Annotated in this window: 21 protein-coding genes; 12 read left to right on the forward strand and 9 right to left on the reverse strand. The window is 72.6% G+C overall.

What is annotated here, in order from left to right; all coding sequences use genetic code 11:
* The first annotated feature begins 463 nt into the window (after positions 1 to 463).
* Positions 464 to 736 (forward strand): hypothetical protein, encoded by a 273-nt coding sequence (locus ASG05_RS06080; protein ID WP_157490098.1) that lies wholly within the window; start codon positions 464 to 466, stop codon positions 734 to 736.
* Between the two features lie 23 nt (positions 737 to 759).
* The gene (gene chrA / locus ASG05_RS06085; protein WP_056258851.1) at positions 760 to 1,971 is read left to right on the forward strand and encodes a chromate efflux transporter; all 1,212 of its coding nucleotides are present in this window, start codon (positions 760 to 762) and stop codon (positions 1,969 to 1,971) included.
* A 111-nt stretch (positions 1,972 to 2,082) separates the two neighbouring features.
* Here chrA and ASG05_RS16570 read toward each other — a convergent pair whose 3' ends face one another.
* On the reverse strand, positions 2,083 to 2,817 hold the full coding sequence (locus ASG05_RS16570; protein WP_056258853.1) for a GAF and ANTAR domain-containing protein: 735 nt from the start codon (positions 2,815 to 2,817) through the stop codon (positions 2,083 to 2,085).
* Positions 2,818 to 3,280: 463 nt separating this feature from the next.
* Here ASG05_RS16570 and ASG05_RS06095 point away from each other — a divergent pair, with 463 nt between their 5' ends.
* Complete coding sequence (locus ASG05_RS06095; RefSeq protein WP_157490100.1) at positions 3,281 to 4,711, forward strand: LPXTG cell wall anchor domain-containing protein; 1,431 nt, start codon at positions 3,281 to 3,283, stop codon at positions 4,709 to 4,711.
* Between the two features lie 135 nt (positions 4,712 to 4,846).
* Here ASG05_RS06095 and ASG05_RS06100 read toward each other — a convergent pair whose 3' ends face one another.
* Complete coding sequence (locus ASG05_RS06100; RefSeq protein WP_056258859.1) at positions 4,847 to 5,422, reverse strand: hypothetical protein; 576 nt, start codon at positions 5,420 to 5,422, stop codon at positions 4,847 to 4,849.
* A 163-nt stretch (positions 5,423 to 5,585) separates the two neighbouring features.
* On the opposite strand from ASG05_RS06100, the gene ASG05_RS06105 reads away from it, so the two are divergent.
* Both ASG05_RS06105 and ASG05_RS06110 read left to right on the forward strand, forming a co-directional pair.
* Positions 5,586 to 6,857, forward strand: a complete 1,272-nt coding sequence (locus ASG05_RS06105; protein ID WP_056258862.1) for a sensor histidine kinase — start codon at positions 5,586 to 5,588, stop codon at positions 6,855 to 6,857.
* Positions 6,854 to 7,504 (forward strand): response regulator transcription factor, encoded by a 651-nt coding sequence (locus ASG05_RS06110; protein ID WP_056258865.1) that lies wholly within the window; start codon positions 6,854 to 6,856, stop codon positions 7,502 to 7,504. Before ASG05_RS06105 ends, ASG05_RS06110 begins: the two co-directional genes overlap by 4 nt.
* Positions 7,505 to 7,681: 177 nt before the next feature.
* On the opposite strand, the gene ASG05_RS16575 is transcribed toward ASG05_RS06110, so the two are convergent.
* From ASG05_RS16575 to ASG05_RS06130, 4 genes are all read right to left on the reverse strand, one after another.
* Positions 7,682 to 8,338, reverse strand: coding sequence for an ATP-binding cassette domain-containing protein (locus tag ASG05_RS16575; protein WP_162240636.1), 657 nt, complete (start codon positions 8,336 to 8,338; stop codon positions 7,682 to 7,684).
* Positions 8,335 to 9,249 carry an ABC transporter ATP-binding protein gene (locus ASG05_RS06120; protein ID WP_056258870.1) on the reverse strand — a complete coding sequence of 305 codons (915 nt, stop codon included), beginning with the start codon at positions 9,247 to 9,249 and terminating at the stop codon, positions 8,335 to 8,337. Before ASG05_RS06120 ends, ASG05_RS16575 begins: the two co-directional genes overlap by 4 nt.
* Positions 9,246 to 12,485 (reverse strand): ABC transporter permease, encoded by a 3,240-nt coding sequence (locus ASG05_RS06125; protein ID WP_056258872.1) that lies wholly within the window; start codon positions 12,483 to 12,485, stop codon positions 9,246 to 9,248. The genes ASG05_RS06120 and ASG05_RS06125 overlap by 4 nt, the downstream gene beginning before the upstream one ends.
* A gap of 125 nt (positions 12,486 to 12,610) precedes the next feature.
* Entirely contained in the window at positions 12,611 to 13,456 is an 846-nt protein-coding gene (locus ASG05_RS06130) for a helix-turn-helix domain-containing protein (RefSeq protein ID WP_056258877.1), read from the reverse strand.
* A 130-nt stretch (positions 13,457 to 13,586) separates the two neighbouring features.
* Here ASG05_RS06130 and ASG05_RS06135 point away from each other — a divergent pair, with 130 nt between their 5' ends.
* A complete protein-coding gene (locus ASG05_RS06135) occupies positions 13,587 to 14,327 on the forward strand; it encodes an SDR family oxidoreductase (RefSeq protein ID WP_056258879.1) in 741 nt (246 codons plus the stop codon).
* A gap of 54 nt (positions 14,328 to 14,381) precedes the next feature.
* On the opposite strand, the gene ASG05_RS06140 is transcribed toward ASG05_RS06135, so the two are convergent.
* The 3 genes from ASG05_RS06140 to ASG05_RS06150 form a co-directional block, all read right to left on the reverse strand.
* Positions 14,382 to 14,723, reverse strand: coding sequence for a hypothetical protein (locus tag ASG05_RS06140; protein ID WP_200936768.1), 342 nt, complete (start codon positions 14,721 to 14,723; stop codon positions 14,382 to 14,384).
* Between the two features lie 101 nt (positions 14,724 to 14,824).
* Complete coding sequence (locus tag ASG05_RS06145; protein WP_056258885.1) at positions 14,825 to 15,349, reverse strand: DUF664 domain-containing protein; 525 nt, start codon at positions 15,347 to 15,349, stop codon at positions 14,825 to 14,827.
* A gap of 216 nt (positions 15,350 to 15,565) precedes the next feature.
* Complete coding sequence (locus ASG05_RS06150) at positions 15,566 to 15,916, reverse strand: hypothetical protein (RefSeq protein ID WP_056258887.1); 351 nt, start codon at positions 15,914 to 15,916, stop codon at positions 15,566 to 15,568.
* A 120-nt stretch (positions 15,917 to 16,036) separates the two neighbouring features.
* On the opposite strand from ASG05_RS06150, the gene ASG05_RS06155 reads away from it, so the two are divergent.
* From ASG05_RS06155 to ASG05_RS06180, 6 genes are all read left to right on the forward strand, one after another.
* A complete protein-coding gene (locus ASG05_RS06155) occupies positions 16,037 to 17,233 on the forward strand; it encodes an FAD-binding domain-containing protein (RefSeq protein ID WP_082486499.1) in 1,197 nt (398 codons plus the stop codon).
* Positions 17,234 to 17,334: 101 nt separating this feature from the next.
* A complete protein-coding gene (locus tag ASG05_RS06160) occupies positions 17,335 to 18,336 on the forward strand; it encodes a phosphotransferase enzyme family protein (RefSeq protein ID WP_056258892.1) in 1,002 nt (333 codons plus the stop codon).
* Positions 18,337 to 18,367: 31 nt separating this feature from the next.
* Complete coding sequence (locus tag ASG05_RS06165; RefSeq protein WP_056258895.1) at positions 18,368 to 19,645, forward strand: sugar ABC transporter substrate-binding protein; 1,278 nt, start codon at positions 18,368 to 18,370, stop codon at positions 19,643 to 19,645.
* Positions 19,642 to 20,634 (forward strand): carbohydrate ABC transporter permease, encoded by a 993-nt coding sequence (locus ASG05_RS06170; protein ID WP_235491422.1) that lies wholly within the window; start codon positions 19,642 to 19,644, stop codon positions 20,632 to 20,634. Before ASG05_RS06165 ends, ASG05_RS06170 begins: the two co-directional genes overlap by 4 nt.
* Positions 20,635 to 20,644: 10 nt before the next feature.
* Complete coding sequence (locus ASG05_RS06175) at positions 20,645 to 21,571, forward strand: carbohydrate ABC transporter permease (protein ID WP_235491423.1); 927 nt, start codon at positions 20,645 to 20,647, stop codon at positions 21,569 to 21,571.
* 121 nt (positions 21,572 to 21,692) lie between these two features.
* Complete coding sequence (locus ASG05_RS06180) at positions 21,693 to 23,444, forward strand: endo-1,4-beta-xylanase (protein ID WP_082486502.1); 1,752 nt, start codon at positions 21,693 to 21,695, stop codon at positions 23,442 to 23,444.
* Positions 23,445 to 23,455: the final 11 nt, after the last annotated feature.

Genomic DNA, 23,455 nt, shown 5'->3' on the forward strand with positions numbered 1-23,455 from the left:
AGGTCGAGGAGGTGTCGGTCGCGGTGCCCGAGTTGGACGAGCAGGCGGCGAGGGAGAAGATCAAGGCGCCCGAGGCGGCGATGCCGAAGGCGGCTTTCGTGATGCGCTTGCGAGTGAAGGCGTTCATGGTGAAGCTCCTTGTCGTTGGTCCCGGTGGGGATGTACAGGGTTCGCCACCGTCCCCGAAAAGGATTGGAACGCATCGACTTCGTTACCCGGCCGTGACCGAGTGGTGTGTCCCGCCCGTCTCGCCGACTTCAGCGCGTTGCATCGACCTCGGACGCCGGGCTGCGTCAGCGACCCCACCCGGTCGCCGACGGGCCTCGACGGGCGACGACCGCTGAGGCGACCACGAGCTCTCGGATTCTTCGACGGGGAATCAGCCACCGAGCCCGGATGATCCGGGGGGTGCTCGTGACCCTGCGTGTTCGCGTTGTTCACCTGGCCGGGGTATCAAGAGCGCATGACGAAGAAGATCGACACGGCCGCGCGTGACCTCATCCGGGCGATCGAGAAGCACGCTCAGTTGTCGGGCCTGAAGCCCGTGCCGCCGAAGAAGGTGGCACGAGCGGCCGTGGAGCTCCGCGGGGCGACGGCGGCGTACACCGCCGTGGTGGAGGAGCGGACGGGTCAGGTCAACCCGTTCATCGACGTCCTCGACGCGGGCACGGTCGACTCTCTCGTCCGAGAGCGGGACCGGCTCGCCAAGAAGGCGCGCAAGGCCGAGAAGTCCTAGCTCGGCAGGGACTCGGTCGACGCATGAGCTCGGCTCGCAGTGCTCCCGTGCGCCTCGCACGTGTCGGTGAGGTGGCCCGGACCTTCGGCGTGCTCGGCCTGACGTCGTTCGGGGGGCCGGTGGCCCACCTCGGCTACTTCCGCTCGGCCGTGGTCGAGCGCCGGCGCTGGCTCGGTGACCGTGCCTACGGCGACCTCGTCGCCCTCGCGCAGTTCCTGCCGGGGCCGGCGTCGAGTCAGGTCGGCCTCGCGCTCGGCCTCGTGCGCGCCGGCCCGGTCGGGGCCCTCGTGGCGTTCGTCGCCTTCACGCTGCCGTCTGCCCTGCTCCTCTTCTTGCTCGCAGTCGGGGTGGGCCGTGTCGACGGGCCCGTCGGCCGCTCCCTGATCGCGGGCCTCGGCATCGGAGCGGTCGCGGTGGTCGCCCACGCGGTGACCGGGCTGGCACGGTCGCTGGCACCCGACGCGGTCCGCGCCTCCGTGGCGGTCGGCGCCGTCGTGCTGACGCTCGGCCTGCCGGGAGCGGTCGGTCAGCTGTCGGCCATCGCACTCGGGGCCCTGGCGGGGCTGGCCTTCTCACGCCCTGACGCCGCCGAACGGCACGAGCCACTGCGCTTCCCGGTGCGGCGGGGGGTCGGGGTCGCCTGCCTCGCCGTCTTCGCCACGCTGCTCGTCGGCCTTCCCGTCCTGACTCGAGCCACGGGGTCGGAGGCGGTGGCGCTCGTCGACGTCTTCTACCGCGCGGGAGCCCTCGTGCTCGGCGGGGGCCACGTGGTGTTGCCGCTGCTGCACACGGGCCTCGTCGAGCCCGGGTACGTGAGCGACGAGGCGTTCCTCACGGGGTACGGCCTGGCGCAGGCCGTACCCGGGCCCCTGTTCACGGTCGCGAGCTACCTCGGTGCCGTCACCGACCTCGGCCCCGGAGGTGCGCTCGGGTCGTTCCTGGCCACTCTCGCGATCTTCACGCCCGGGTTCCTGTTGCTGATCGGCGTCGCGCCGTTCTGGAACGTCGTCGGGTCGCGCGTCGGCGTGCGAGCCGCGATGCGCGGGGCGAACGCCGCCGTGGTCGGGCTGTTGACGGCCGCGCTGGTCGACCTCGTCGCCACGACCGAGGTCGTCAGCCCGGGGCCCTTCTGCCTCGCCCTCGTCTGCTTCGTGCTGCTGACGGCCTGGCGGGTGCCGGCCTGGGCGGTCGTGGGCGTCGCGGCCCTCGGCGGTCTCGTGCTCCGACTGGCCTGACCTGAGCGGCCGGAGCGCTCCCGTGACCGCGTCACCCTCCCTCACCTCGTGCTCGGGCCGTCGTCGATTCGGGCCCGCCAGGCCGTCGGGGCCGACGTCGGTCGGCGGGCCTCACGTCTCGTCCGTGGCCGCCGACCGCAGGCTGATGCGTCCCGCCAGCACGCTGAGGGCGACCTCGGTCAGGGGCAGGCGGTTGCGGCGGGCATGATCGCGCAGCAGGCCGAAGGCCACGTCGGTGTCGACGTCGTCGCGGTTCGCGAGCCAGCCCTTGGCCTGCTCGATCACGGTGCGACTGTCGAGTGCCGCCTGCAACTGCGCTCGAGTGCTCGCCCCGTCGTCGAGCACGCGCCGCTGCAGGATGCCGATGGTGGCGATGTCGGCCAGCGCCCGCGCCGAGGCCAGGTCGTCGGGGGCGAGCGTCCCCGCGGTCTCGCCGAACAGGTTCAGCGACCCGATGACCTCGTCGCGCAGGCGCAGGGGCACCGAGTGCACCGAGGCGTAGCCCGCGTCGACCGCGATGCGGCTGAAGTGCGGCCAGCGGTCCACCGCCGCGGCCAGGTCGGGCACGGCCACGACCTCGCCGGTCCGGGCCGCCTCGAGGCACGGCCCCTCACCTGTCTCGACCTGCAGCAGCTCGAGCAGGCCCCCGTGGTGTCCGGTGGAGGCGGCGACCTGCAGGTCTCCCGACCGCCCGAAGAGCATCAGGCCCGCGGCATGGGCGTCGAAGAGCGCCACGGATTCGTCGACCAGGACCTGGAGGCGCTCGTCGCGGTCCGTGGGACCGGTCGCGTCGCCCGCCAGGCGGACGATGGCGTGCAGCAGGCGTCGTTCACGGTGGGCGGCCACGGGGGAACTCCTGAATTCGATGATCCGAAGTGGCCGGTCGTGCCCTGCTCCAGCGGAGGAAGTCCGCGTGCATGGAGCATAGGTGCTGACGCTGCAGGCGGTGCGCCGAGAAATTCGGAACCGCTGCTGCCATCGCGGCCAGGACACCGGCGACGAGTGGCGGAAATCACCTGCTTCGAAAACTTGAGGAACTGATAGCTTCTGTACAGGGAGGCCATCTTCCCTTCTGCTCGTCGAGGTGCTGGGCCCCGGCGGACTTGCAATGACGCACGCATCCGACTCGACAGAAAGCACTCCTTTGCGCTCTTCAGCCACAAGGGGACTCGTCGCTGTGCCGACGGCCCTCGCTCTCGCCCTGGGAGGTGTCCTGCTCGCTGCCGGACCCGCCTCCGCCGCGGCCCCCGTCACCGTCACGTCGCCGGCCCCGGGATCGACCTACGACAACTCAGCTGGCCTTCCCCAGGTGGTGCCCATCACCGGCACCGGCCTGCCCGCTGCCGACGATCTCGTGCTCACGTACGACATCGGCACGGATACCCCGGCCCGGGCGCTGTTCAGCGGCACGACGCACAACGACGACGGCTCGTTCTTCGTGAACGCGAACTTCGGACAGCTGCCTCCCGGCGAGACCACCGTCGTGGCCGACGTCTCGGGCGCAGACCGACAGACGGGCATCGTCGACCCTGAGGTCACACCGTCGACCTACTCGTTCGAGCTCGCCGTCGCGCCGAACCCGGCGTCCCCCTTCACCGTGACCTACCCCGGCACGGGCACGGTCGTCGACACGACCACGCCCGTCTTCACGGGAACGGCGCAGCCCGGCAGCACGGTGACCGTGACGTACGGCAACAAGAACCTCGGCAACTCGACCGCCGGCACGGGCATCGCCGATCCCGCGGGCAACTACTCGATCCCGACGACGTTCCTCGACCTCGCGCCGGGCTCGCTCGGCACGGGCGCGAACGTCACGCAGTCGAACCCCGACGCTCAGGTCGGACGGCTCTCGGTGAACTTCACGTTCGCGCAGGCGCCCGTGCCCGCGATCGTGCCGACCGTGACCGCGACTCCCCGCGAGGTGACCCTCGACGAGGCTGCCACCACCGGCGTCGCGATCGCGGCCACCGGCTTCAGCCCCGGAGAGGAGGTCACCACCGTGGTGACCGACTCCGCCGGCACCGTGGTCGAGCTCGCCGACCGTGAGCTGAACTACTACGCGGACGACAACGTGGGCGCCTACGCCGACACGGTCGTGTTCGCCGACTCCGTCGTCGCGGACGACTACACGATCACGCTGACGGGCGTCCGCTCGGGCATCGTCCTGGCCGTGGACGTCACGGTCGCCGACGAGGTCGTGGTTCTCACGCCCACCCCGGTGATCACCAGCCCCACGGAGGGGCAGGTCCTCACGGGCGGCACGGTCGTCGTCTCGGGTACCGGACCGGTCGGCACGGGCATCGTGCTGACGGTCGCCGACCCGTCGTTCCTCGACGGCACCGCCACCGAGTTGCCGGCCGAGGGCCACTTCTACCTCACGGACGCCGCCGACCCGATCCTGGTCGACGACGAGGGCAACTGGACGGTCTCCGTCGAGCTGCTCCCCGGTGAGTACGTGACTCAGGCGATCGCTGCCGAGCTGAACGCGGACGGTTCCGTCGACGAGGCCGGAGGCGTGTCCGAGTTCTCGAACACCGTCGCCTTCTCGCTCATCGCCGCGGCCGCGGCCCCGTCCGTCGTGACGCCGGCGGCGCCCGTCGCCCGGCCCGCCGGTCTTGCCTACACCGGTACCGAGGCCACCCAGGGTGTCGTCGCTGCTGCGCTGATGCTGCTCGTGGGCGCAGGCCTGCTCGTCGCCACCCGCCGCCGACGCGCCCTGTCGGTCACATCGGCCGACTGAGAGCCCCGCACGTGCCCGCCCCGCGCGGCACCACGAAGCACGTGGTCGCCGCGCGGGGCGTGTTCGTGTTCGGTGCGACATCGGACTGGAGAACAGCGAGCCGAGGACGCCGGCGAACCGACGCGTAGCGCCGGTTCATGCCACGGCCTGAGTGGCGCCTCCGATGACGGCGCCGATCAGGGTGGACCATCCGGCGATGGCGAGTCCCTGCCAGAACAGCACCCGCGCCTTGCTGACCCCGGAGCTGGCCAGCATGGTGGCGGTGAACTGGGTGGGGAGCAGGAGTGGGCCGAGCAGGCTCACGCCGGGAACGCCGTAGCGGACGAGCGCGTTCTGGAACTTCTTCCTGCGGGCAGACTTCTTGCCGCGCTCGTCGACCTCGGCGGTCGGTTCCAGGGTGTCTGGTTCGGTTCCCCCTTCAGCAGGGACGCCGACGGCGGCCTCCCTGCGGTTCGCTTCTGCCCGACGGCGCCGTGAGACGACGGCCGACCGCGCTCTCGAGCTGGTCGTCACGAGCACGACGACGCACAAGAAGTTGCCGATGGCTCCCGCCGTGATGGCGACGGCGGGGTGCAGGCCGCCGATGATGCCGATGGCTGCGGCTCCCTCGCCCTCGATGAACGGGACCGCGCCGGCGAGGGCGACGATGAGAGGCTGCAGGATCTCGGGCATCTGCGCCACCAGCTCCTGGAATCGAGTGATCAGGTCCATGACGGTCGCTCCTGTCGGTCTGGGGAGGGGCCTCGTCGACCTCTCCGCTGTGACGACCAGTCCACGACAGGGGTGCTGTCACCGGCAGTGTCAGGCCGTCACCGGTGTGGGGGTGATGTACCCGTCGGACCCGTGACTCTTGTCACGGACCTATGGTGGGGCCATGACCGCTCCGGCCGATGCCCGCACCGTCGAGGCAGTGTCGTCCCCGCAGGTCTCCAGAGGCACGGCACGCGCCGTCACGGCGACCTGGTGGTACACCGTGGTGGCGCTCGTGTTCTTCGAACTGACCGTCGTGGCGGTCTGGGCGGCGACGCTCCTGCAGGCGCGCCTCGACCGAGGTGCCGTCCTCGCCGTCCTGGTCGGCGGTCTCGTCTGGATCCTCTCCACGGCTCCTCTGCTGCGCGCCTATCGGCACGGCGGAGGCGGCGCCTCCACCCTCGACTGGCGCAGCACCCTCGTTCCGCTGCTCGTCGCGACCGCCTACGGCATCACGGGGTGGTCACTGTCCGGACTCTGGGTGCTGCTGATCCTGCCTCTCGCCCAGTCCCTGCAGCTGCTGCACTGGCCCCGATTCGTGCGGGCGCGCATGGTGTTGGCCGTCACGGTCCTGTTGGCGGGCGTGCTGGTGATCGATGTCGACACGGCCTTCTCCGAGCCGCCGTTGTCATCCCACGACGATCCGTACGTCGCGGGCGCCTTCTCCGTTCTGCTGCCCCTGACCACGGTGCTGTCGCTCTGGTGGTGGGACGTCCTGATCACACTCGACCGTGCTCGCGTCTCCGAGGCTCGGCTTGCCGCGACCCAGGAGCGCCTCGCTGTCGCCACCGACGTCCACGACCTCCAGGGACACCATCTGCAGGTCATCGCCCTGCAGCTCGAACTCGCGGAGAGACTGCTGCCAGACGACCGCGACGCCGCTCTGGGGCAGCTGAGAGCGGCACGCCTCAGCGTCGACGAGGCCCGGCAGGGCACCCGCGATCTCGCGACCCGGTTCCGCACCGTCCCCCTTCCCGACGAACTCGCCAATGCTCGTGACCTGCTGCGCGCCGCCGGCCTCACGGTCGAGGCGGTCATCGACGTCGATGCCGACACCGCCCCGGCCTCGGTCTTCGGACCCGTCATCCGGGAGACGACCACCAACGTCCTCCGACACGGCGGGGGAAGGCGCGCCCGCCTGGCCCTCACGCGGCTCGACGACGAGTGGCGGTACGAGATCAGCAACGACGTCCCCGCGCCCCTGCTCTCCGTGACGGCACCGTCAACCGGTGGCGCCGGGGCGCCTCCTGAGCGCATGCGGCAGGGCACCGGGCTCGAAGGCACGGCCAGGCGCGCGGGAGACGTCGGCGGATCGATGGAGGTCCTCGCGGGGGCGGACGAATTCACCGTCATCGTGACCGTTCCTGCAGATGCCGACGCGGGCGTGCCTCGATGAGCACCGACGCGATCTCGGATGTCGGCGCTCCGGGTGTCTCCCGGCCCATCCGGGTCCTCCTCGCCGACGACGAGGCGATGATCCGCTCGGCGCTGGCCGCGCTGTTGCGCCTCGAGGGCGACATCGAGGTCATCGCCGAGTGCTCCGACGGCGAACAAGCCGTCGCCGCGGCAGAACGTCTGCACCCGGACATCTGCTTGCTCGATCTCGAGATGCCCGGCCTCGACGGAGTCGAGGTCGCCGAGCGGCTGCGACGCACCATCACCGCTCGCTGCGTGGTCGTCACCCGACACGCCCGCCCCGGCGTGCTCCGCCGCGCACTCACCGCGGGAGTGGCAGGCTTCCTGCCGAAGAGCCGCGACGCGGTGGAAGTCGCAGCAGTCATCCGCCGGGTCGCCGCAGGAGCACGCTACGTCGACCCCGAGATCGCGGCCGACGCGCTGAGCGACGAACGATGCCCCTTGACCGATCGCGAACGGGACGTGCTGAGGGTCGGGCGTCAGGGGCAGACGACCGCTCAGATCGCTCGCGAGCTCTCTCTCGCGCCCGGCACCGTGCGCAACCACGTCTCGGCCGTCCTCACGAAGCTGTCCGTGTCGACCCGGCAGCAGGCAGTCCTGATGGCGCTCGAGCGAGGATGGATCTAGCCGTGACGTCGGCCCGTCCTCGGCATCGCGGGGGCGGTCATGGCGTCCAGGGATCGTCGGCTCGGCGACCAGGGAAGGGTCCTGTGGTCCCTGGCGTCTGGTTTCGGCGGATTCGCGGAGGTCTTCCTGGCGTTCGTCCTCGTCACCCTGATCGCCGGGCCCTGGGCGTGCTCCGTCTCAGCCCACGGTGACGCCGACGACGTCGGCCCGCTCGAGGGCAGGGAACGAGCCCGCGCCGAGCACCGCCGAGCCGTCGCGGCGGGCGGCGTCGACGACGTCCCCGACGACGGCAGCACTGCCCGGGTCGAGCTCGCTCGTGGGGTCGTCGAGGCAGAGCACGGCCGGTCGCGTGACCAGTGCTCGCGCCACCGCGACGCGCTGCTGCTGCCCGCCCGAGAGCTGCTCGAGCAGGTTGTGCCAGCTCGCCTCGGGCACGCCGAGGTCGCCGAGCAACCCCTCGATCTCGGTCCACGACCCGAGCGCGCCGGGGGAGCGGGCCAGCAGCGGCAGGGCGACGTTCTCGGCCGCCGTGAGCGAGCCCAGCAGGTCGTGCTGCCGCGTCACGAGGCCGACGTCGGCGCGGTCGCCGAACACGACCCTGCCCGCCACGGGCACGTCGAGCCCGGCCACGACGCGCAGGACCGCGGACGGCACGCCGTCGGGGTCGCCGAGCAGCACGACCGCTCCACCGCGGGACACGTCGAGGTCGATCGGGGCCGAGGGCGAGCCGTCGGGGCGACGCACGACGAGACCGACGAGACGGAGCGCCGGAGAGCCGGCCGGCGCCTCCTCGGCCTGAGGCCCCGGAGGGCGTTCCACGGTGGGATCGCTCACGATCGTGCCCCGTCCCCGGTCGGGCTGCTGCCGCCGGCCCCGACCCCGGAGCCCGCGTCGACCCCGGAGCCCGCGTCGACCTCGGGGCCCGCGTCGACCCGTCGCACGCGCAGCTCGCCGGGCGCCACCTCCTCGACCGAGACGAGCGCCCCGTCCGACCAGTCGGCGCGCAGCTCTTGCGGCAGCTGCAGCGAGCCGTCCGTGCCGACGACCGACCAGCGTCCCTCGGCGGTAGCCTCCTCGCCGACGCGTCCGTCGCGCAGGTGCACCATGCGCTGCATCCGGGCGGCGACGGCGTCGTCGTGCGTGACGACGAGCACGGCGGTGCCGGCCTCGTCGGTCGTCTCGACGAGCAGGTCGAGCAGGGCGTCGCGGGCCCCAGGCCCGAGCCTGCTCGTGGGCTCGTCGGCGAGCAGCAGTCGAGGACGCGGCGCGAGGGCGACGGCGAGGGCGACCACCTGCTGCTCGGTCGGCGTGAGCTGCCCGACGGGCCGTCTGTCGCCGACGAGCCCGGCCGCGCGCAGCACCCGGCGTCCGATCCGCAGGTCGTCGCGCTCCCGGCTGCCGACGGCCCACGCGACGTTGCCCACGGCGTCGTCGTGCAGGAGGAGGTTGGCCGGTGCGCCCTGCATCATCAGACCCAACGTGCCGCGCCGCAGTCGGGCGATCGTGCTCGGGCGGGCCGTCGCGAGATCGGTCCCGAACACCTCGGCCCTGCCGGCCGACGGCCGGGTGACGCCGGCGACGATCGAGAGCAGGGTCGACTTGCCCGAGCCCGACGGGCCGAGCACGGCGACGCGCTGCCCGGCGGGCACGACGAGGTCGACGCCGCGCAGGGCGGCCACGTCCGTCCCGGCCTCGCGGTAGACGTGCACGAGCCCGCGGCAAAGCAGGGCGAGGTCGTCGTTCATCGGGGTGCCCTCTCGTCGTGCTCGTGCTCGTGCCTTTGCCCGTGGCCGAGCCCGTTCCCGTGGCCGAGTTCCGCCCGCTCGACGGCCGCGTCGCGCGCGGTCCGACCAGCCGGGCCCCCGCGCTCCGCCTGCGCCGCGACTCGGCCGACCTCGACCCGCCCGACGGCCCCGGCCACGCCCGCGAGCAGGGCCAGCGTGCCGACGACGAGCAGCACGAGCGGCCCCCACGACGGCACGAGGTCGGGCGGCGGCGTGCGCCCCGACCCGACGACGAGCGGCAGTCGCGACACCGTCAGCAGGTACGCGACGAGCCCGGCCGCCCCGCCGAGCACCGTCCCGACCGCGGGCGGCAGGAACACCTCGAGCGCCGCCGCGCGCCGCAGTCGCCGACGCGGCACCCCGGCCGACTCGAGCGCCGCCCGGTCGCCCCGGCGCGACGGCGCCGACACGACGCGCGCGGCCACGGTCGCGGCGAGCGTCAGCAGCAGGGCGGCGGCTCCCACGACGAGGGCCAACGAGGAGGCGCGGGTCGGCGACGCGTGCCGGTAGCCGTCCGTCACCTGCTGCAACGTCCTGGTGCCGACCACCTCGACGCCTTGGTCGGACAGGGCCGAGACGACCCGCGCCTCCTCGGTGGCCGTCATCGGCGCGAGCCACACCTCGTGCTCGGCCTCGGACGAGCCGGGGTCGCTCACCCGGTCGAGCAGGGGCAGGTCGACGAGGACGCCCGCGCCGCCGATGCGCGGCAGGATGCGCGCGTCGCCCACCTGCGCGAGCAGGCGAGACGTCAGGTCGGGGGCGATGCCGACCAGGCCGCCCTCCACCCCGGCGAACGGGGTCGTCGCAGTGCCGTCGGCGACGACGACCGGCAGCGGCTCGGGCGCGTCGAGCGGCGCGACGGACGCCGTGTTGCCGCCCTGCTGGTCGAGGAACGCCAAGGCCAGCCCGGGCACCGCACCGCCACGGTCGACCGCGTCGGTGATCACCGTGGTCGCCGGGCGGGTGGGGTCCACGGCCTCGCCGACGCGGTCGCGCCACCGGTCGGTGGCGAGCCAGTCCGCGGTGTCGGCCGCCGCCTCCTGATCGGTCGAGATGCCGGTCACGGTGAGCGAGACGCCGAAGGTCGGGGTCGTCGCGCGAGAGCTGGTGAGGCCGAGCCAGACGACCCGGCAGCCGGCCTCGCACGGGAACCGGCCCGGCACGCTCGTCAGCGTGCCGTCTCGGGGATCGCCGAGGTCGACCGTGTGCCAGCCGTCGGCCGCCTGCACCACCACGCGGAGCGACACGTCGGTGAGGTCGGTCGGGAACCCCTCGACGGTGAGGCCCTTCGGCGCGATCGTCGTCACGTCGGCGACGTCGAGCGACAGGCTCGAGCCGGTCAACACGAACGAGTCGCCGACCGGCGGGGTGAGCAGCTCGGCCAGGCGGCCCGGACTGCCGGCGGAGCTCCAGCCGGCCGACCAGGCCGACACGGCGCCGAGGCGTTCGGTGTCGACGGCGACGATGCGGCCGACGCCCTCGCCACGGCGGAGCACGTCGACGGCCATCGCCCGGTGGCCGTCCGGGTCCGCGGCGCGGACCGCGTCGACGAAGTCCACGTCGTCGCGGACGCCCACGCTCAGCACGGTGGAGGCCCCGACGGAGGCGCGGGCCCGGTCGACCTGCAGCCGGTCGGCCGTCACGGCGACCTGCCCGGCCCACCCCGTCACGGCCACGCCGAGGCAGACGAGCACGGCCGCGGTGAGCACCGACGGCGTCCGGCTGAGCCGTCGGGTGACGAGCAGCGCGCCGAGCGAGCGGGGCGGTCGACGGGCCGAGCGGCCGGCGAGCAGGGCGACGAGCCGGAGGGCACCGACGCCGACGAGCACGGCGACCAGGCTGGGCGCGAGCAGCGCGATGCCCGGGCCGGTGGCCTCGCCCTGCGTGACGAGCGCGACGAGCACGGTCACGGTGACGAGCGCGAGGCCGGCCTGCACGACGAGGCCGAGCCGCCCGAGCCGCCTCGGGTCGGCCGACCCCCCGAGCAGCTGGTCGAGGGGCACCCGCGCCGAGCGCAGGCTCGCCACGCCCAGGGCGACCAGCGACCCCACGAGCGCCAGGGAGGCGGTGCCCACGACGAGAGGGCTGGTCGGCTCCACGCGCACCTCGTCGCCCAGCCAGGCCCGGGCCGCGACGGCGGCCGAGCCCCAGCCGGCCAACGCCCCGAGGACGGCGCCGAGCACGACGGCCAGGGCGGGCTCGGTGAAGACCGTGGCGAGCCAGCGGCCCCGCGTCAGTCCGCGCAGCCGCGCGAGGCCCCACTCGGCCGAACGGACGCGCGCGAGACGCTGGACGACGAGCGCGACCGCGAACCAGGCGAGCGCGAGGGCCTGCAGGGCCGTCGCCGCGGCGATGACGGCGGCCGCGTCGGCCTGGCGATCGACGGCGTCGAGCACGTCGAACAGCCCCGTGCGCAGCTGGGCCCTGGCCGCCGCTCCGTCGGTGCCGAGCGTCGCGTCCTCGAGCGCATCGGCGTCGGCGCGCGCCCGGTCGACGTCGTCGAGGGCGAGCGGCCGTGACGGGACCAGGGCGGCGTAGACCTTGGCGTTCAGCAGCAAGGCGTCGAAGCCGTCCGACGTCACCACGAGGTCGTCGGCGCTCGGGACGTCGACCCGGACGGCGCGTGAGGGGGCGGCGAAGAACCGGCCGTCGGCCTGCGTCGGGTCGTAGCGCCCGCTGACGGTGAGCTCGACCCGGTCGCCGTCCGTGACGACCACGTGGACGTCGCCGACGGCCACTCCGTCGACGGCGGACGACACCATCACCTGGTCGCTCGCGGCGGGGCAGACTCCCTCGTCGAGCACGGTGTCGCCGCAGTCGTCGCGGAGGAGGCTCGCGACACGGGCGCCGCCCGTCACGTCCGCGTCGTCCGCCGACGTCCAGAGAGCATCGGCGGCCGACTCCGCCGACACGACGGGGGGACGCCACACGGGGCCCGCGTCGACCGACTCGACGATGTCGCGGGCGTTCGAGATGCCCACGAGGGTCGAGTCGCCGCAGAGGTCCGAGACGACGACGAGGCTCAGGTCGTCGACGTGCGAGAGGGCGGTCGCCTCGGCGAGGCCCTGCTGCTGCACGGCCCGGAGCAGCATCGGCGCGAGCACCGAGATCAACACGGCCAGGGCCGAGAGCACGACGAGTGAGGCGGCGCCCGCGGGGCGGCGGCGCACGCTCGTGACCCAGGCGGGACGAGCCATCGGCACCTCCTCGTGCTGTCGTGGACGAGGCGACCCTACCGGTGATCGGTGCGGAGGCTGCAGCTTTCGCGGCCCGCGCCGAGGGGTCCGCCGAGGAGGCCCGTCGAGAGGCGCGTGCCGGGTCGCTAGCTGCGCGCGTCGACGGCGGACGTCGGCGTCCCGGCGTCCCAGGTCGTGAGGAGGCGGAGCGCGTCGGCGCTGTCGCCGTGGGCGTCGGGGTAGTAGATCACCAGGACGACCTCACCGACGGGCAGCTTCTCGCGGTGCAGCTCGAGCGGGCCGGCCCGTGGGTGGTCGATCGTCACGGTGCCCCCGTCGAGCGCCCGGACGTCGTGTCGAGCCCAGAGGGTCCGGAAGCGGGCGCTGGCCAGCGACAGCTCGCCGACGAGTTCGACCGCGCGGGGGTCGGCCGCGTCGTGACCGAGGGATCGGCGGGCGACTCCGACGAACGACTCCACCGCCGCCTCCCAGTCCCGGTGGAACGAGCGCTCCTCCGGGTCGAGCAGCAGCGACCGCAGGCGGTTCTCGCCGACGACCAACCGCGGCGACAACGCCACCGCGGCGTCGTTCGAGGCGAGGACGTCGAAGTACCGACCCTCGACGAACGCCGGGACGTCGAGGGCGGCGAGGAGGTGGTGCAGCCGCTCGGGCACGCGCTCGACCGCCCGGGCGCGCCTCGCGCGAGGGCGTGGCGTCGTGAGGTCGCGGAGCCAGGCCGTCTCGACGTCGTCCAGCTGCAGCACGCGGGCCAGTGCGTCGAGCACCTGCGAGGAGGGGTTGTCGTCGCGGCCGCGTTCGAGCCGGAGGTAGTAGTCCGCGCTGATGCCGGCGAGCAGGGCGACCTCCTCGCGGCGGAGCCCCGGCACGCGGCGACGCGTCCCGGCGGGCAGGCCCACGCGCTCGGGCGAGACGAGGGCGCGCCTGGCCTGCAGGTACTCGCCGAGGGCGTTCGCCCGGGTGTCAGGGTCCATGGGCCGACGATACCCAGGGGCGCGCCATCGAGCGGGGGTCCTGTCACTCCCCGGATCAGCCGGGCTCTGCCTGTCCGGACCGGCAGGGGCGAGGGTCGTCTCGTACCCGAACCGAACAGGAAGAGACACCATGGACATCACCCACCGCACCGTCCTCGTCGTCGGCGGCACCTCCGGCATCGGCCTCGGCCTCGCCCGGCGCTTCGCCGCCGCCGGCAGCACCGTCGTCGTCGGCGGCCGTGACACCGGCAAGGTCGACGACCTCGAGACCGTCCGCATCGACGTCACCGACGCCGCCTCCGTCATCCGGGCCAGGGACGAGGTCCTGGAGGCGCATCCCGGCCTCGACACGGTGGTCACGATGTCCGGCGTCCTGCTCCAGGAGGACCTCCGCGACCCCGCCCACTTCGCCGCCGCCGAGACGACCGTCGCCGTCAACCTGCTCGGCACGATCCGCGTCGTGGACGCGTTCACCCCGCACCTCGTCGGTCGCGGTTCCGGGCACGTGCTCACGGTCTCGTCGGGCATCGCCTTCCTGCCGTTCCCCCTGATGCCGTCCTACGGCGCGTCGAAGGCGGGCGTCCACGCGTACACCGAGTCGCTCCGGGCCCAGCTCGCCGGCACGGGCGTCGACGTGAGCGAACTCGTCCCGCCGGCCGTCGCGACGGCCGGCCAGGAGAAGGTCAACCCGGCGGCCCTCCCGCTCGACGCCTACCTCGACGAGGTCGTCGACCTCCTGAGCCAGGACCCGACCCCGGACGAGGTCGTCGTCCAGGCCGCACAGCGGCTGCGCTGGGCCGAACGTGACGGCACCTACGCCGACCTCCTCGCGGCACGATCGCGAGCGCTCGACGCCCTGCCCGGCCGGTGATCCGAGAGGGGGCCCGTGCCCGAGGTGGCGGACGGTGTCGGTGGACGGTGTCGCCTACCGTCTCACGGTGACGACGAAGGTTCGGCCTCGGTCCTGGACCAGCTCGCCCGTCCAGGGTGCTTCGAGGTGGCCGTCGTCGTCTTCGTCCAGGCCGCGGAGCGCCCGACCCTCCGGGATGCGCAGGACGGGCCGAGCGGAACCGTCCTCGGCCACGGAGACGATGTCGACGACCCGCCCGCGGACCCAGGTCTCGACACGGGAGGCGTGGTGGGTCGCCGTCACGCGCACACGACCGTCAGGGTCCTGCCGTCGCGTGCACGCCAGGTCGACCCGATCACCCCGCTCGATGGTCTCGCCGCAGCACATGTGGTCCAGGACGTCGACTTCGACGGTCACGTCCATCAGCTGGCCCTCCCGCCCTCGACTCGAACCCGTTCTCATGATGCCCGCAGGCCCTGATCGCGTCCGCAGTCCATCTCCCCGGCGCGTGCTCGCCGTCATCGAGGGCTCTGACGCCGCGCCTGCCGATCCGTGAACTCGGTCAGGACGAGACGCTGACGGCCGTCGATCAGTTCGCGTGCCGCGTCGAGGTGCCCGGCATGGGCCGCCGTCTCGGTGATGACGTGCAGCGTCGTGGCGAGCAGGTCGCGGTCGGGAATCCACGGATGCGCCTCGAAGGCCCGGCGGGGTGGGTGAGCGTCGAGTTCGGTCGCGAGCAGTGTCTCGTCGCTCCGGCCGGCGGCCTGCCCGTAGTCGTCGAGCACCTGCTCGGGCCGGGGCCACTCCGTGGGGTGCCACACGTCGTCGTCGCTCGGCAGGTCCAGCCGTCGACCGAGCACGACGCCCTCGAACCAGAACGTCTCGACGTCGAAGGTCAGATGCCGGATCAGGCCGAGGGGAGACCAGCCGGACGGCAAGAGGGGCCGGATCATCGCGTCCGCGTCGAGACCGTCGACCGCGTCGACGACGTGCTGGCGCTGTTCTCGGAGCGCGGCCGAGAGAGCCGCTCGCACGTCGGTCATGGTGCCAGCATCCCCGCGAGGCACCACGATGACAAGAGGTCTAACATCCTCTTGTTCGTGCCGGTCTCGTTCCTCGCGGGGGTGCTTTGGCGTCGGCCGGTGGTGGCAGTGATCGGCGCGGTCGTGCTCGCGGCGACCGCGCTCGCGTGGCACCGGAACCGCACGCGACGCCGGACCTCGTCACCCACGCGAGACACGCCGTGACGGCGACCAGGGTCACTCCTGGTCGTCCAACCAGTCGTCGATGTCGAGGCGTCGAGGGTCGGTTTCGTCGGCAGGTTGGACGGGTGCGGGGTCGACGTGCTGGGCCAGGCGGGCCTCGATGTAGGCGGTCGTCTCGTCGTTGTCGGGTTCGGGGAGGGAGTTGTTCGTCGTCTCGGCGACGAGGGGGACCCCGGGCGACAGGAACAACGTCGCCGTCACGACGTCCCCGTCGGCGTCGATCGCGGTGATGTCGACGGAGTCGGCCGAGCGGGTCTCGCCGAGCATGGCCGCGTACTCGAGGACGGCGTCGGCCACGCGATCACCCACGAGGAAGTTCTTCCCTGCGAACGTGATGTGCTTCATGGTCGCCTCGCCGACAGTCGGTGGTCCGGACGACCGCTCTGGAAGCTATACCCCTGAGCCTCGATCCGCCAGGTGGACGGCGGCCGTCGTCCCCCAGCGCGCGGAGCGCATGATGGAGCCGTGTTCATCCCCACCAGAGAGGCCGGTCTCGAGGCCCTCCACGATTTCGTCCCCCGTGCCGGGTCGGCCTACGCCCGCGACCGCAACCACGACCTCGGGGCCGCCCGCGAGAACGTCTCGGGGCTGTCCCCGTACCTTCGCCACCGCCTCCTGACCGAGCGGGAGGTGCTCGGCACCGTCCTGGCGCACCACAGCCCGCGGGCGTCGGAGAAGTTCGTGCAGGAGGTGTTCTGGCGCACCTACTGGAAGGGCTGGCTCGAGCAGAACCCCGAGGTGTGGCGGCGGTACCGGCACGACGTCGACGCGCTCCTGGCCGGTGACCTCGCTGCCGACCACGAGGCCGCCGTGGCCGGGCGGACGGGCATCGCCGCGATGGACGCCTGGGTGCACGAACTCGTCGAGACCGGCTACCTCCACAACCACACGCGCATGTGGTTCGCGAGCATCTGGATCTTCACCCTCGGGCTGCCCTGGCAGCTCGGCGCCGACTTCTTCTACCGGCACCTGCTCGACGGGGACGCCGCCTCCAACACCCTTTCGTGGCGGTGGGTCGCCGGTCTGCAGACCAAGGGCAAGACCTACCTGGCGTCGGCGGCCAACATCTCCCGGTACACCGACGGTCGCTTCGCGCCCGAGGGTCTGGCCACCACGGCTCGTGCGCTGTCCGAAGATCCGTTGCCGCCCAGGGCGGCGATCGACCCCGACGACGTCGGGGGGACCATCGGTGGACGAGTCGGGCTGCTGCTGCACGAAGAGGACCTCGAGGCGGCGAGCCTGCTCGAGGAGCACCCGGGCCTCGCCTCCACCCTGGCGGCCACCGCCGTCGGCGCCGACCCGTCGGGACGCTCACCCCTCGGTGCGTCCGCCGCGGTGGAGTCCTTCACGGCGGGCGCCGTCGCCGATGCGGCAGCACGGACCGTCGACGCCACCGGCCGCCCCGCCCAGACGTTGCCCGACGCGCTGCCGTCGAGCCTCGTCGACTGGGCGGCGTCCGAGGTGCTCGACACCGTCGTGACGCCGTACGCCCCGGTGGGCCCGGTCGCCGAACGACTCGCGGCGTCACGCTCGGCCCTCGCCGAACGGGGCATCGACCTCGTCACCCTGCGTCGACGGTGGGACGGCGACACCTGGCCCCACGCCTCGCGTGGGTTCTTCCCGTTCCGGGAGCGGATACCGGAACTGGTCCGCGAGCTCTAGGGGCGCACGCCACGGACCGGCGCAGGCCCCGCTCGCCGAGATCCGACCGGTGGCGGTGACGGGCGGCCAGGAGGTGCCATGGTCGTGGGGTGCCTCCTGCCGTGTCCTCCTCGCCACTGCCGCCCTCGCCCCCGCCGCTGCTGCCCCCGCCGCTCGCCGCCTGGGGGCTCACCCTCGCCGAGCACCTGCTGATCGACGGCGGTCTCGATCCCGACGCGGCCGTCTGGCAGGTGCGTGACGACTCCGGTGGGCTCTGGGCCGTCAAGGCCACGCGGCGCGACTGCCGTTTCGGTCTCGCGCTGGCGGCGTCCGTCGGCGCCGACGTGAGCGTCGTCGCCCCGGTGCCGACGACGACCGGGCGACTCTGGACCGAACACGAGGGTTCGATCGTGTCCGTGTCGCCGTGGGTCTTCGGCGACGACGCCGCCGAGGACGGCCGGGGGCTCGACGACGCCCAGTGGACCGAGCTGGGAGCCGTCGTCCGCCGCATCCACGACCAAGCGCCTCCTTCGGACGTCGCCCCCCTGCGTCGAGGGGTCAAACGCACCGGCAAGCGGGCACGGGTGCTCTTGCGCGACCTCGACCACCGGTTCGTCGGACGGCCCGACGACCCGCTCGCGGAACTCTGGCGAGAGCACCGGGGCCGCCTCGACCGGCTCGAGCGGGTCGCGCTCGAACTCAAGGGCACCCGGACCGACACGGACCGGGTCCCGTGTCACGGCGATCCCCACCTCGGCAACGTGGTGGTCGACGAGGCGGGGCGTCCGTGGCTGATCGACCTCGACGAGGCGACCGTGGCTCCGCGCGAGGTCGACCTCGTGCTCGTCGAACTCGGCGTGCTGCCCGGCCTGCCGATGACGGAGGCGCATCGGAGCGCGTTCCGCCTGGGGTACGGCGACGACGTGGCGCTCGACGACGATCGTCTCGTCCGCTTCGGGTGCATTCGCGCCCTGGAAGACGTCACGGCGACCTTTTCGTCGCTCGAGAGAGCACACTCTTCGCAGCACGGTAGCGATGCGGACGGGGTACAAGCCGGTCTGGGGGCGCAGCTGGGACCCCTGGGTCTGGTGTCCCTGGTCGAAGCCCGACTGTCCCGCGCATAGCTCAGCTCCGTCCCGACGCCAGGAGAACATCATGACCACTCGACGCACCACCACGGCCGCCGCGGCCATCGTCCTGACCGTGGGCCTCACCGGGTGCAGCGGCTTCACCGGTGGCGGGGACGACGCCGCGGCCGACACCATCACCTTCACCACCTGGGCGAGCGAATCCGAGCAGGACTCGTTCGAGAAGCTGGCCGCGCAGTTCGAGGCCGAACACGACGGCGCGACCGTCGACCTCAAGATCGTCCCGTACGACCAGATGTTCTCGAACATCGACGCCCAGTTGTCCACGGGCGACGCACCCGACGTGTTCCGCGTCGACTACGGCAACCTCGGCGTCTACTCGAGCCAGGGCCAACTGCTCGACCTCTCGGGCCAGCTCGACGACGAGGACTCCTTCCAGCCGGCGATGCTCGAAGCCGTCTCGTTCGACGGCAAGCCCTACGGCGTTCCCCACCAGACCGACGTCTCGGCGCTGCTGGTCAACACCGACCTCGCCACCGCGGCGGGCGTCACGGACCTGCCCACCTCGCAGGAGGACGCCTGGACCTGGGACGAGTTCGCCGACGTGTCCGCCAAGCTCCGGGCGAGCCTGCCGGCGGAGCAGTACCCGTTCGTCGTCAACTGGCAGCAGGGCGGCACGCCCCGGTGGTTGAGCTGGCTGTTCCAGGCAGGCGGCAACGTGCTCGAGGAGGACGGCACGACGCCCGCGGTCGACTCGCCCGAGGGCGAGGAGGCGCTGGCGTTCACGCAGTCGTTCTTCACCCAGCAGTGGGTGCCGCCGACCAGCAGCGTGAAGTCGACGAGCTACGCCGACACGCTCTTCGGTGAGCAGACCACCGCCATGGCCTTCGTCGGATCGTTCCTCGTGCCCGAGCTCGCGGACACCGACTTCGAGTGGACCGCCGTGCCCATGCCCGTCGACGAGCGCGGAGCGACCGACCTCGGCGGCAACGCCCTGGTGGCCACGGCGGACACCGACCAGCCGGAACTGGCCACGGAGTTCGTGAACTTCATGGCGTCCGCCGACGCGATGACCGAGTTCTGCGCGGCCACGAACGAGTTGCCGACGCGCACCGACATCGACGCCTCGTCGATCGACTTCGCCGTGCGGCCCGACGTCATGCCGGTCTTCGTCGACCAGGCGACGACCATCCAGCCGAGCGACGTGAAGCAGCTGACCTCGCCGTACCTGGCCGAGATCAGCGTCGGCCTGCAGGACCAGCTCGAGGCGGCGTTCACGCAGAACCAGTCCGTCGACGACACCCTCTCCGCCCTCGACCAGTCGATCGCGCAGGCGACCCGGTGACGACGGCCGCGCCGAGCCGGGCGGGCCTGGCCGGCGACGGTTCCGCGGGCACCGCCGGCGTCGGCGGCGCTGCTGCCGGTCGGAGCCAGCCCGGTCGGCGGCGGCCCGGTCGGCGCAGGGCGCGCATCCGGGAGAGCCTCGTCGGGTACGCGTTCATCGGCCCCAACCTGCTGTTGCTCGCCGTGTTCCTGCTCGTACCGATCCTGTGGGCCGTGCAGCTGTCGTTCCAGGCGACCCGGGGCTTCGGCGACCCGGACTGGGTCGGCGGCGCCAACTACGCCCGCATGGTCACCGACCCCGTGTTCTGGCAGACCCTCGCGAACACCGTCCTGTTCACCGTCGTCACCGTCCCGGTCGAGATGGCGATCGGGCTGGGGCTCGCCGTCCTCCTCGACGGTGTGCTGCCCGGCCGCAAGGCCTGGCGGACGATGCTCGTGCTGCCCATGGTGATCTCGGGCGTGGCCAGCGCGATGATCGCCGTCATCCTCTTCACCGAGGCGAACGGGCTCTTCAACCAGGTCCTCCGTGCCGTCGGCCTCGGCACGGTGCCCTGGCAGTCCGACGGCGCCCTCGCGATGGTGTCGGTGATCGCGACGATGATCTGGCTGCGTGCCGGCCTGAACATGATCATCTACCTCGCCGGCCTGCAGTCCGTCTCTCCCGAGCTGTACGAGGCCGCCGAACTCGACGGCGCGGGCGCCTGGCAGCGGTTCCGCGCGATCACCGTGCCCATGGTCGGACCCTCGACGTTCTTCCTGCTCGTGCTCAACGTCATCGCGTCGTTCCAGGTGTTCGACCTCGTCTTCGTGCTCACCGGTGGTGGGCCCGGCTACTCGACGTCCGTGCTCGGCACCTACGCCTACCGCAACGGCTTCCAGATCCGCGAACAGGGGTACGGGGCCGCCCTCGGCGTCGTGATCCTCGTCGTGACGTTGATCTTCACCGTCGTGCAGTGGCGCACCAACCGCACCCGCGACCTCACCGAATGACGGAGCACCCGTGACCACGCCCAGCAGCCTCGCCGACAGCCCCGCGACCGGCGCACCCCGCAGCACCGCCGCGGGCGCCTCCCGGGCGGCCGGCACCGCGCCCCGACGCCGCGGCCGCCGCCGAGTCGGACGCTTCGTCGCCGTGCGGACCGTCGTCGCCGTCGTGTCCGCGGTGGTGGTGGCGTTCCCGCTGTTCTGGATGCTCGTCGTGGCGTTCTCGCCGCGGGGCGAGGTCTTCGGACGCGGCCTGCGCCTCCTGCCCAGCACGGTGACGCTCGAGAACTTCACGCGCGTCCTCGAGCGGTACCCGGTGGCCGAGTGGTTCGGCAACTCGGTCGTCATCGGCGTCTTCGTCACGGTGCTGACGGTCGTCATCAACCTGATGGCCGGTTACGCCTTCGCGCACATCGCCTTCGTCGGCCGCACCACGGTGTTCCTGCTCTTCCTGGCGACGCTCATGATCCCCGTCCAGGCGATCATGGTCGCGCAGTTCCGTCTCGTGAACGGACTCGAGATCTACGGCACCTACTGGTCGGTGATCCTGCCCTCGGCGGCCACCGCCTTCGGCGTGTTCCTGTCACGACAGTTCATGCTCGGCATCCCCCAAGAGCTCATCGAGGCCGCCCGTCTCGACGGCGCGGGCCCCTTCCGGGTCTTCACCCGCATCGTGCTGCCCCTCAGCGGCCCCCTCGTCGCCGTCCTCGTGCTGCTGACGCTGCTCGGCAGCTGGAACGACTTCGCCTGGCCCCTCATCGCCCTGAAGGACCCCGACCTCTACACGCTGCCGGTCGGCCTGCTCTACCTCAAGGGCCAGACGACCCCGGACTACAACGGCATCATGGCCCTGGCCGTCATCTCGGTGCTGCCGATGGTGGCCCTGTTCCTGGCGTTCCAGCGGTTCTTCGTGCAGGGCTTCGTCCGCAGCGGCGTCCGCTGAGCCGACGGGTCGTCGGGCGGCCCGCGCCGACGGGACGAGGAGGCGCGGGTCGTCGGAGCGCGACCGTCGCTTTCTGCCGGCGGGCGCCTCCTCGTCCCGTCTCGGCGCTACGGTGTCGTGCATGAGCCCTGACGCCCTCGAGCCCGTGGCGGGCCCGATCGCCCGGTGGCGGGGCCTGGGCCGGGGCCTGGGCCTGGGCCTGGGCCTGGTCACCGTCGTCCTCCTCGTGCTGACCGGCTGCACCTCCTCGACGCACTCGCCACCACCCGAGCAGGGCACGGTCGTGGACCTGCTGCAGCAGGACTGGCGGCACGTGCCGGGGGTCGTCGCCGACGACGACGGCCTGCGGGTGAGCACGACGGCGCGGAGCATCGTCCGGCAGGACGGCTCGGGCGGCCAGCCGGACCCGCCGGTCGACCTCGCCGGGACGCACCTGGTGGCACCCGACGACGTCACCGTCAGCGCCTCCTTCGCGGACGTGACCGCCGACGCCACCCTCGCCGTCTACGACGCTCCGCCGGTGATCGCCGACGAGTTCCGCCTCGAACCCGCCGGCGTCCACCTCACGGTCCGCGGCGACGACCTCGGCATCACCGTCTTCGACGGATCGGCCCCGGAGGACGCGACCGACCCCCGACCGGTCGTGGACGAGCACGTGACGACCTCGGGCCCCGAGGCCGAGCTCTCCGTGCGCCGGGCCGGCGACCTGCTCGAGGTGACCCGCGACGGCGAGACGGTCGCCTCGGTGCCCCTCGGCGACGTCTTCGGTTCCGGCGAGCTGTGGCTGGGGCTGTCGAGCGACGAGGGCTCGTTCACAGTCGACTCGTTCACCGCCGCCGCGCCGGCAGGGGCGGACCTGTCCACCGCAGGCCCCGCCGCAGAAGGCGAGGGCCGATCGTCGGACGGCCTCCAGGCGCTCGCCGCCCGCTCCCGGCCGGACTTCGTGATCGGCGCGGCGGTGGCACTCGGTCCGCTCGCCTCGGACCCCGCGTACGCGAGGGAGTTCGTGGGCGACTTCGGCGGCCTCACCGTCGAGAACACGATGAAACCCCAGGCGATCTCGCCCCGGCAGGGTGAGTACCTCTTCGACGAGGCCGACGCCCTCCTCGACCTCGCCGAGAGCCAGGGCATCGCCGTGCACGGCCACACCATCGCCTTCAGCGAGGCGATGCCGCGCTGGATGCAGCAGCTGCCCGTCGACACCGAGGCGGACCGACGTGCGAGCGCCGACGTCCTGCTCGACTACGTGACGACCGTCGTCTCGCACTTCCGCGGCCGGCTCGACTCGCTCGACGTCGTCAACGAGCCGTTCGACGTCGACCAGGGGACCGAGCTGCAGCAGAACGTCTGGTACCGGGTCTTCGGCCCCACCTACCCGGTGGTCGTCTCGCAGGCCGTCCACGACGCCGACCCCGACGTCCGGCAGTTCGTCAACGAGAACGGCGCCGACGTGCCGGGTCCGCGCCAGGACGCGCTGCTGCAGCTGGCCCTCGACACGAACGCGGGCGGTGGGCACGTCGACGGCGTGGGGCTCCAGGCCCACGTGTACGACCTCGACACCGACGCCCTCTCGGCCGACGACCTCGCCGAGACGTTCGACGCCGTCGAGGACGCCGGACTGCTCGTCCGCATCTCGGAGAACGACGTCACCGACGACGAGGGTCAGGACGCCCAGGCCGAGCAGTACGCCACCGTCCTCGCGGCCTGCCTGCGTTCGGAGACGTGCGTCTCGTACACGACGTGGGGGGTCGACGACCGGTACGACTGGTTCGCGGACGACGACGGCCGCCCCCAGCAGGGCCACGACCTGCTGTTCGACGACGGACGGCCGACCCCCGCGTACGACGCGATGCGGAGGGCACTGGACGGTTGAGCCGATCGCCC

The sequence above is a fragment of the Frigoribacterium sp. Leaf186 genome (assembly GCF_001423905.1).
Lineage (GTDB): Bacteria > Actinomycetota > Actinomycetes > Actinomycetales > Microbacteriaceae > Frigoribacterium.

Excerpts from the sequence above, each read along its gene's own strand:
- ASG05_RS06080 (WP_157490098.1), top strand. The coding sequence starts at position 464 with ATGACGAAGAAGATCGACACGGCCGCGCGTGACCTCATCCGGGCGATC.
- chrA (WP_056258851.1), top strand. The coding sequence starts at position 760 with ATGAGCTCGGCTCGCAGTGCTCCCGTGCGCCTCGCACGTGTCGGTGAG.
- ASG05_RS06100 (WP_056258859.1), bottom strand. The coding sequence starts at position 5,422 with ATGGACCTGATCACTCGATTCCAGGAGCTGGTGGCGCAGATGCCCGAG.
- ASG05_RS06105 (WP_056258862.1), top strand. The coding sequence starts at position 5,586 with ATGACCGCTCCGGCCGATGCCCGCACCGTCGAGGCAGTGTCGTCCCCG.
- ASG05_RS06110 (WP_056258865.1), top strand. The coding sequence starts at position 6,854 with ATGAGCACCGACGCGATCTCGGATGTCGGCGCTCCGGGTGTCTCCCGG.
- ASG05_RS06120 (WP_056258870.1), bottom strand. The coding sequence starts at position 9,249 with ATGAACGACGACCTCGCCCTGCTTTGCCGCGGGCTCGTGCACGTCTAC.
- ASG05_RS06125 (WP_056258872.1), bottom strand. The coding sequence starts at position 12,485 with ATGGCTCGTCCCGCCTGGGTCACGAGCGTGCGCCGCCGCCCCGCGGGC.
- ASG05_RS06130 (WP_056258877.1), bottom strand. The coding sequence starts at position 13,456 with ATGGACCCTGACACCCGGGCGAACGCCCTCGGCGAGTACCTGCAGGCC.
- ASG05_RS06135 (WP_056258879.1), top strand. The coding sequence starts at position 13,587 with ATGGACATCACCCACCGCACCGTCCTCGTCGTCGGCGGCACCTCCGGC.
- ASG05_RS06145 (WP_056258885.1), bottom strand. The coding sequence starts at position 15,349 with ATGACCGACGTGCGAGCGGCTCTCTCGGCCGCGCTCCGAGAACAGCGC.
- ASG05_RS06150 (WP_056258887.1), bottom strand. The coding sequence starts at position 15,916 with ATGAAGCACATCACGTTCGCAGGGAAGAACTTCCTCGTGGGTGATCGC.
- ASG05_RS06165 (WP_056258895.1), top strand. The coding sequence starts at position 18,368 with ATGACCACTCGACGCACCACCACGGCCGCCGCGGCCATCGTCCTGACC.
- ASG05_RS06180 (WP_082486502.1), top strand. The coding sequence starts at position 21,693 with ATGAGCCCTGACGCCCTCGAGCCCGTGGCGGGCCCGATCGCCCGGTGG.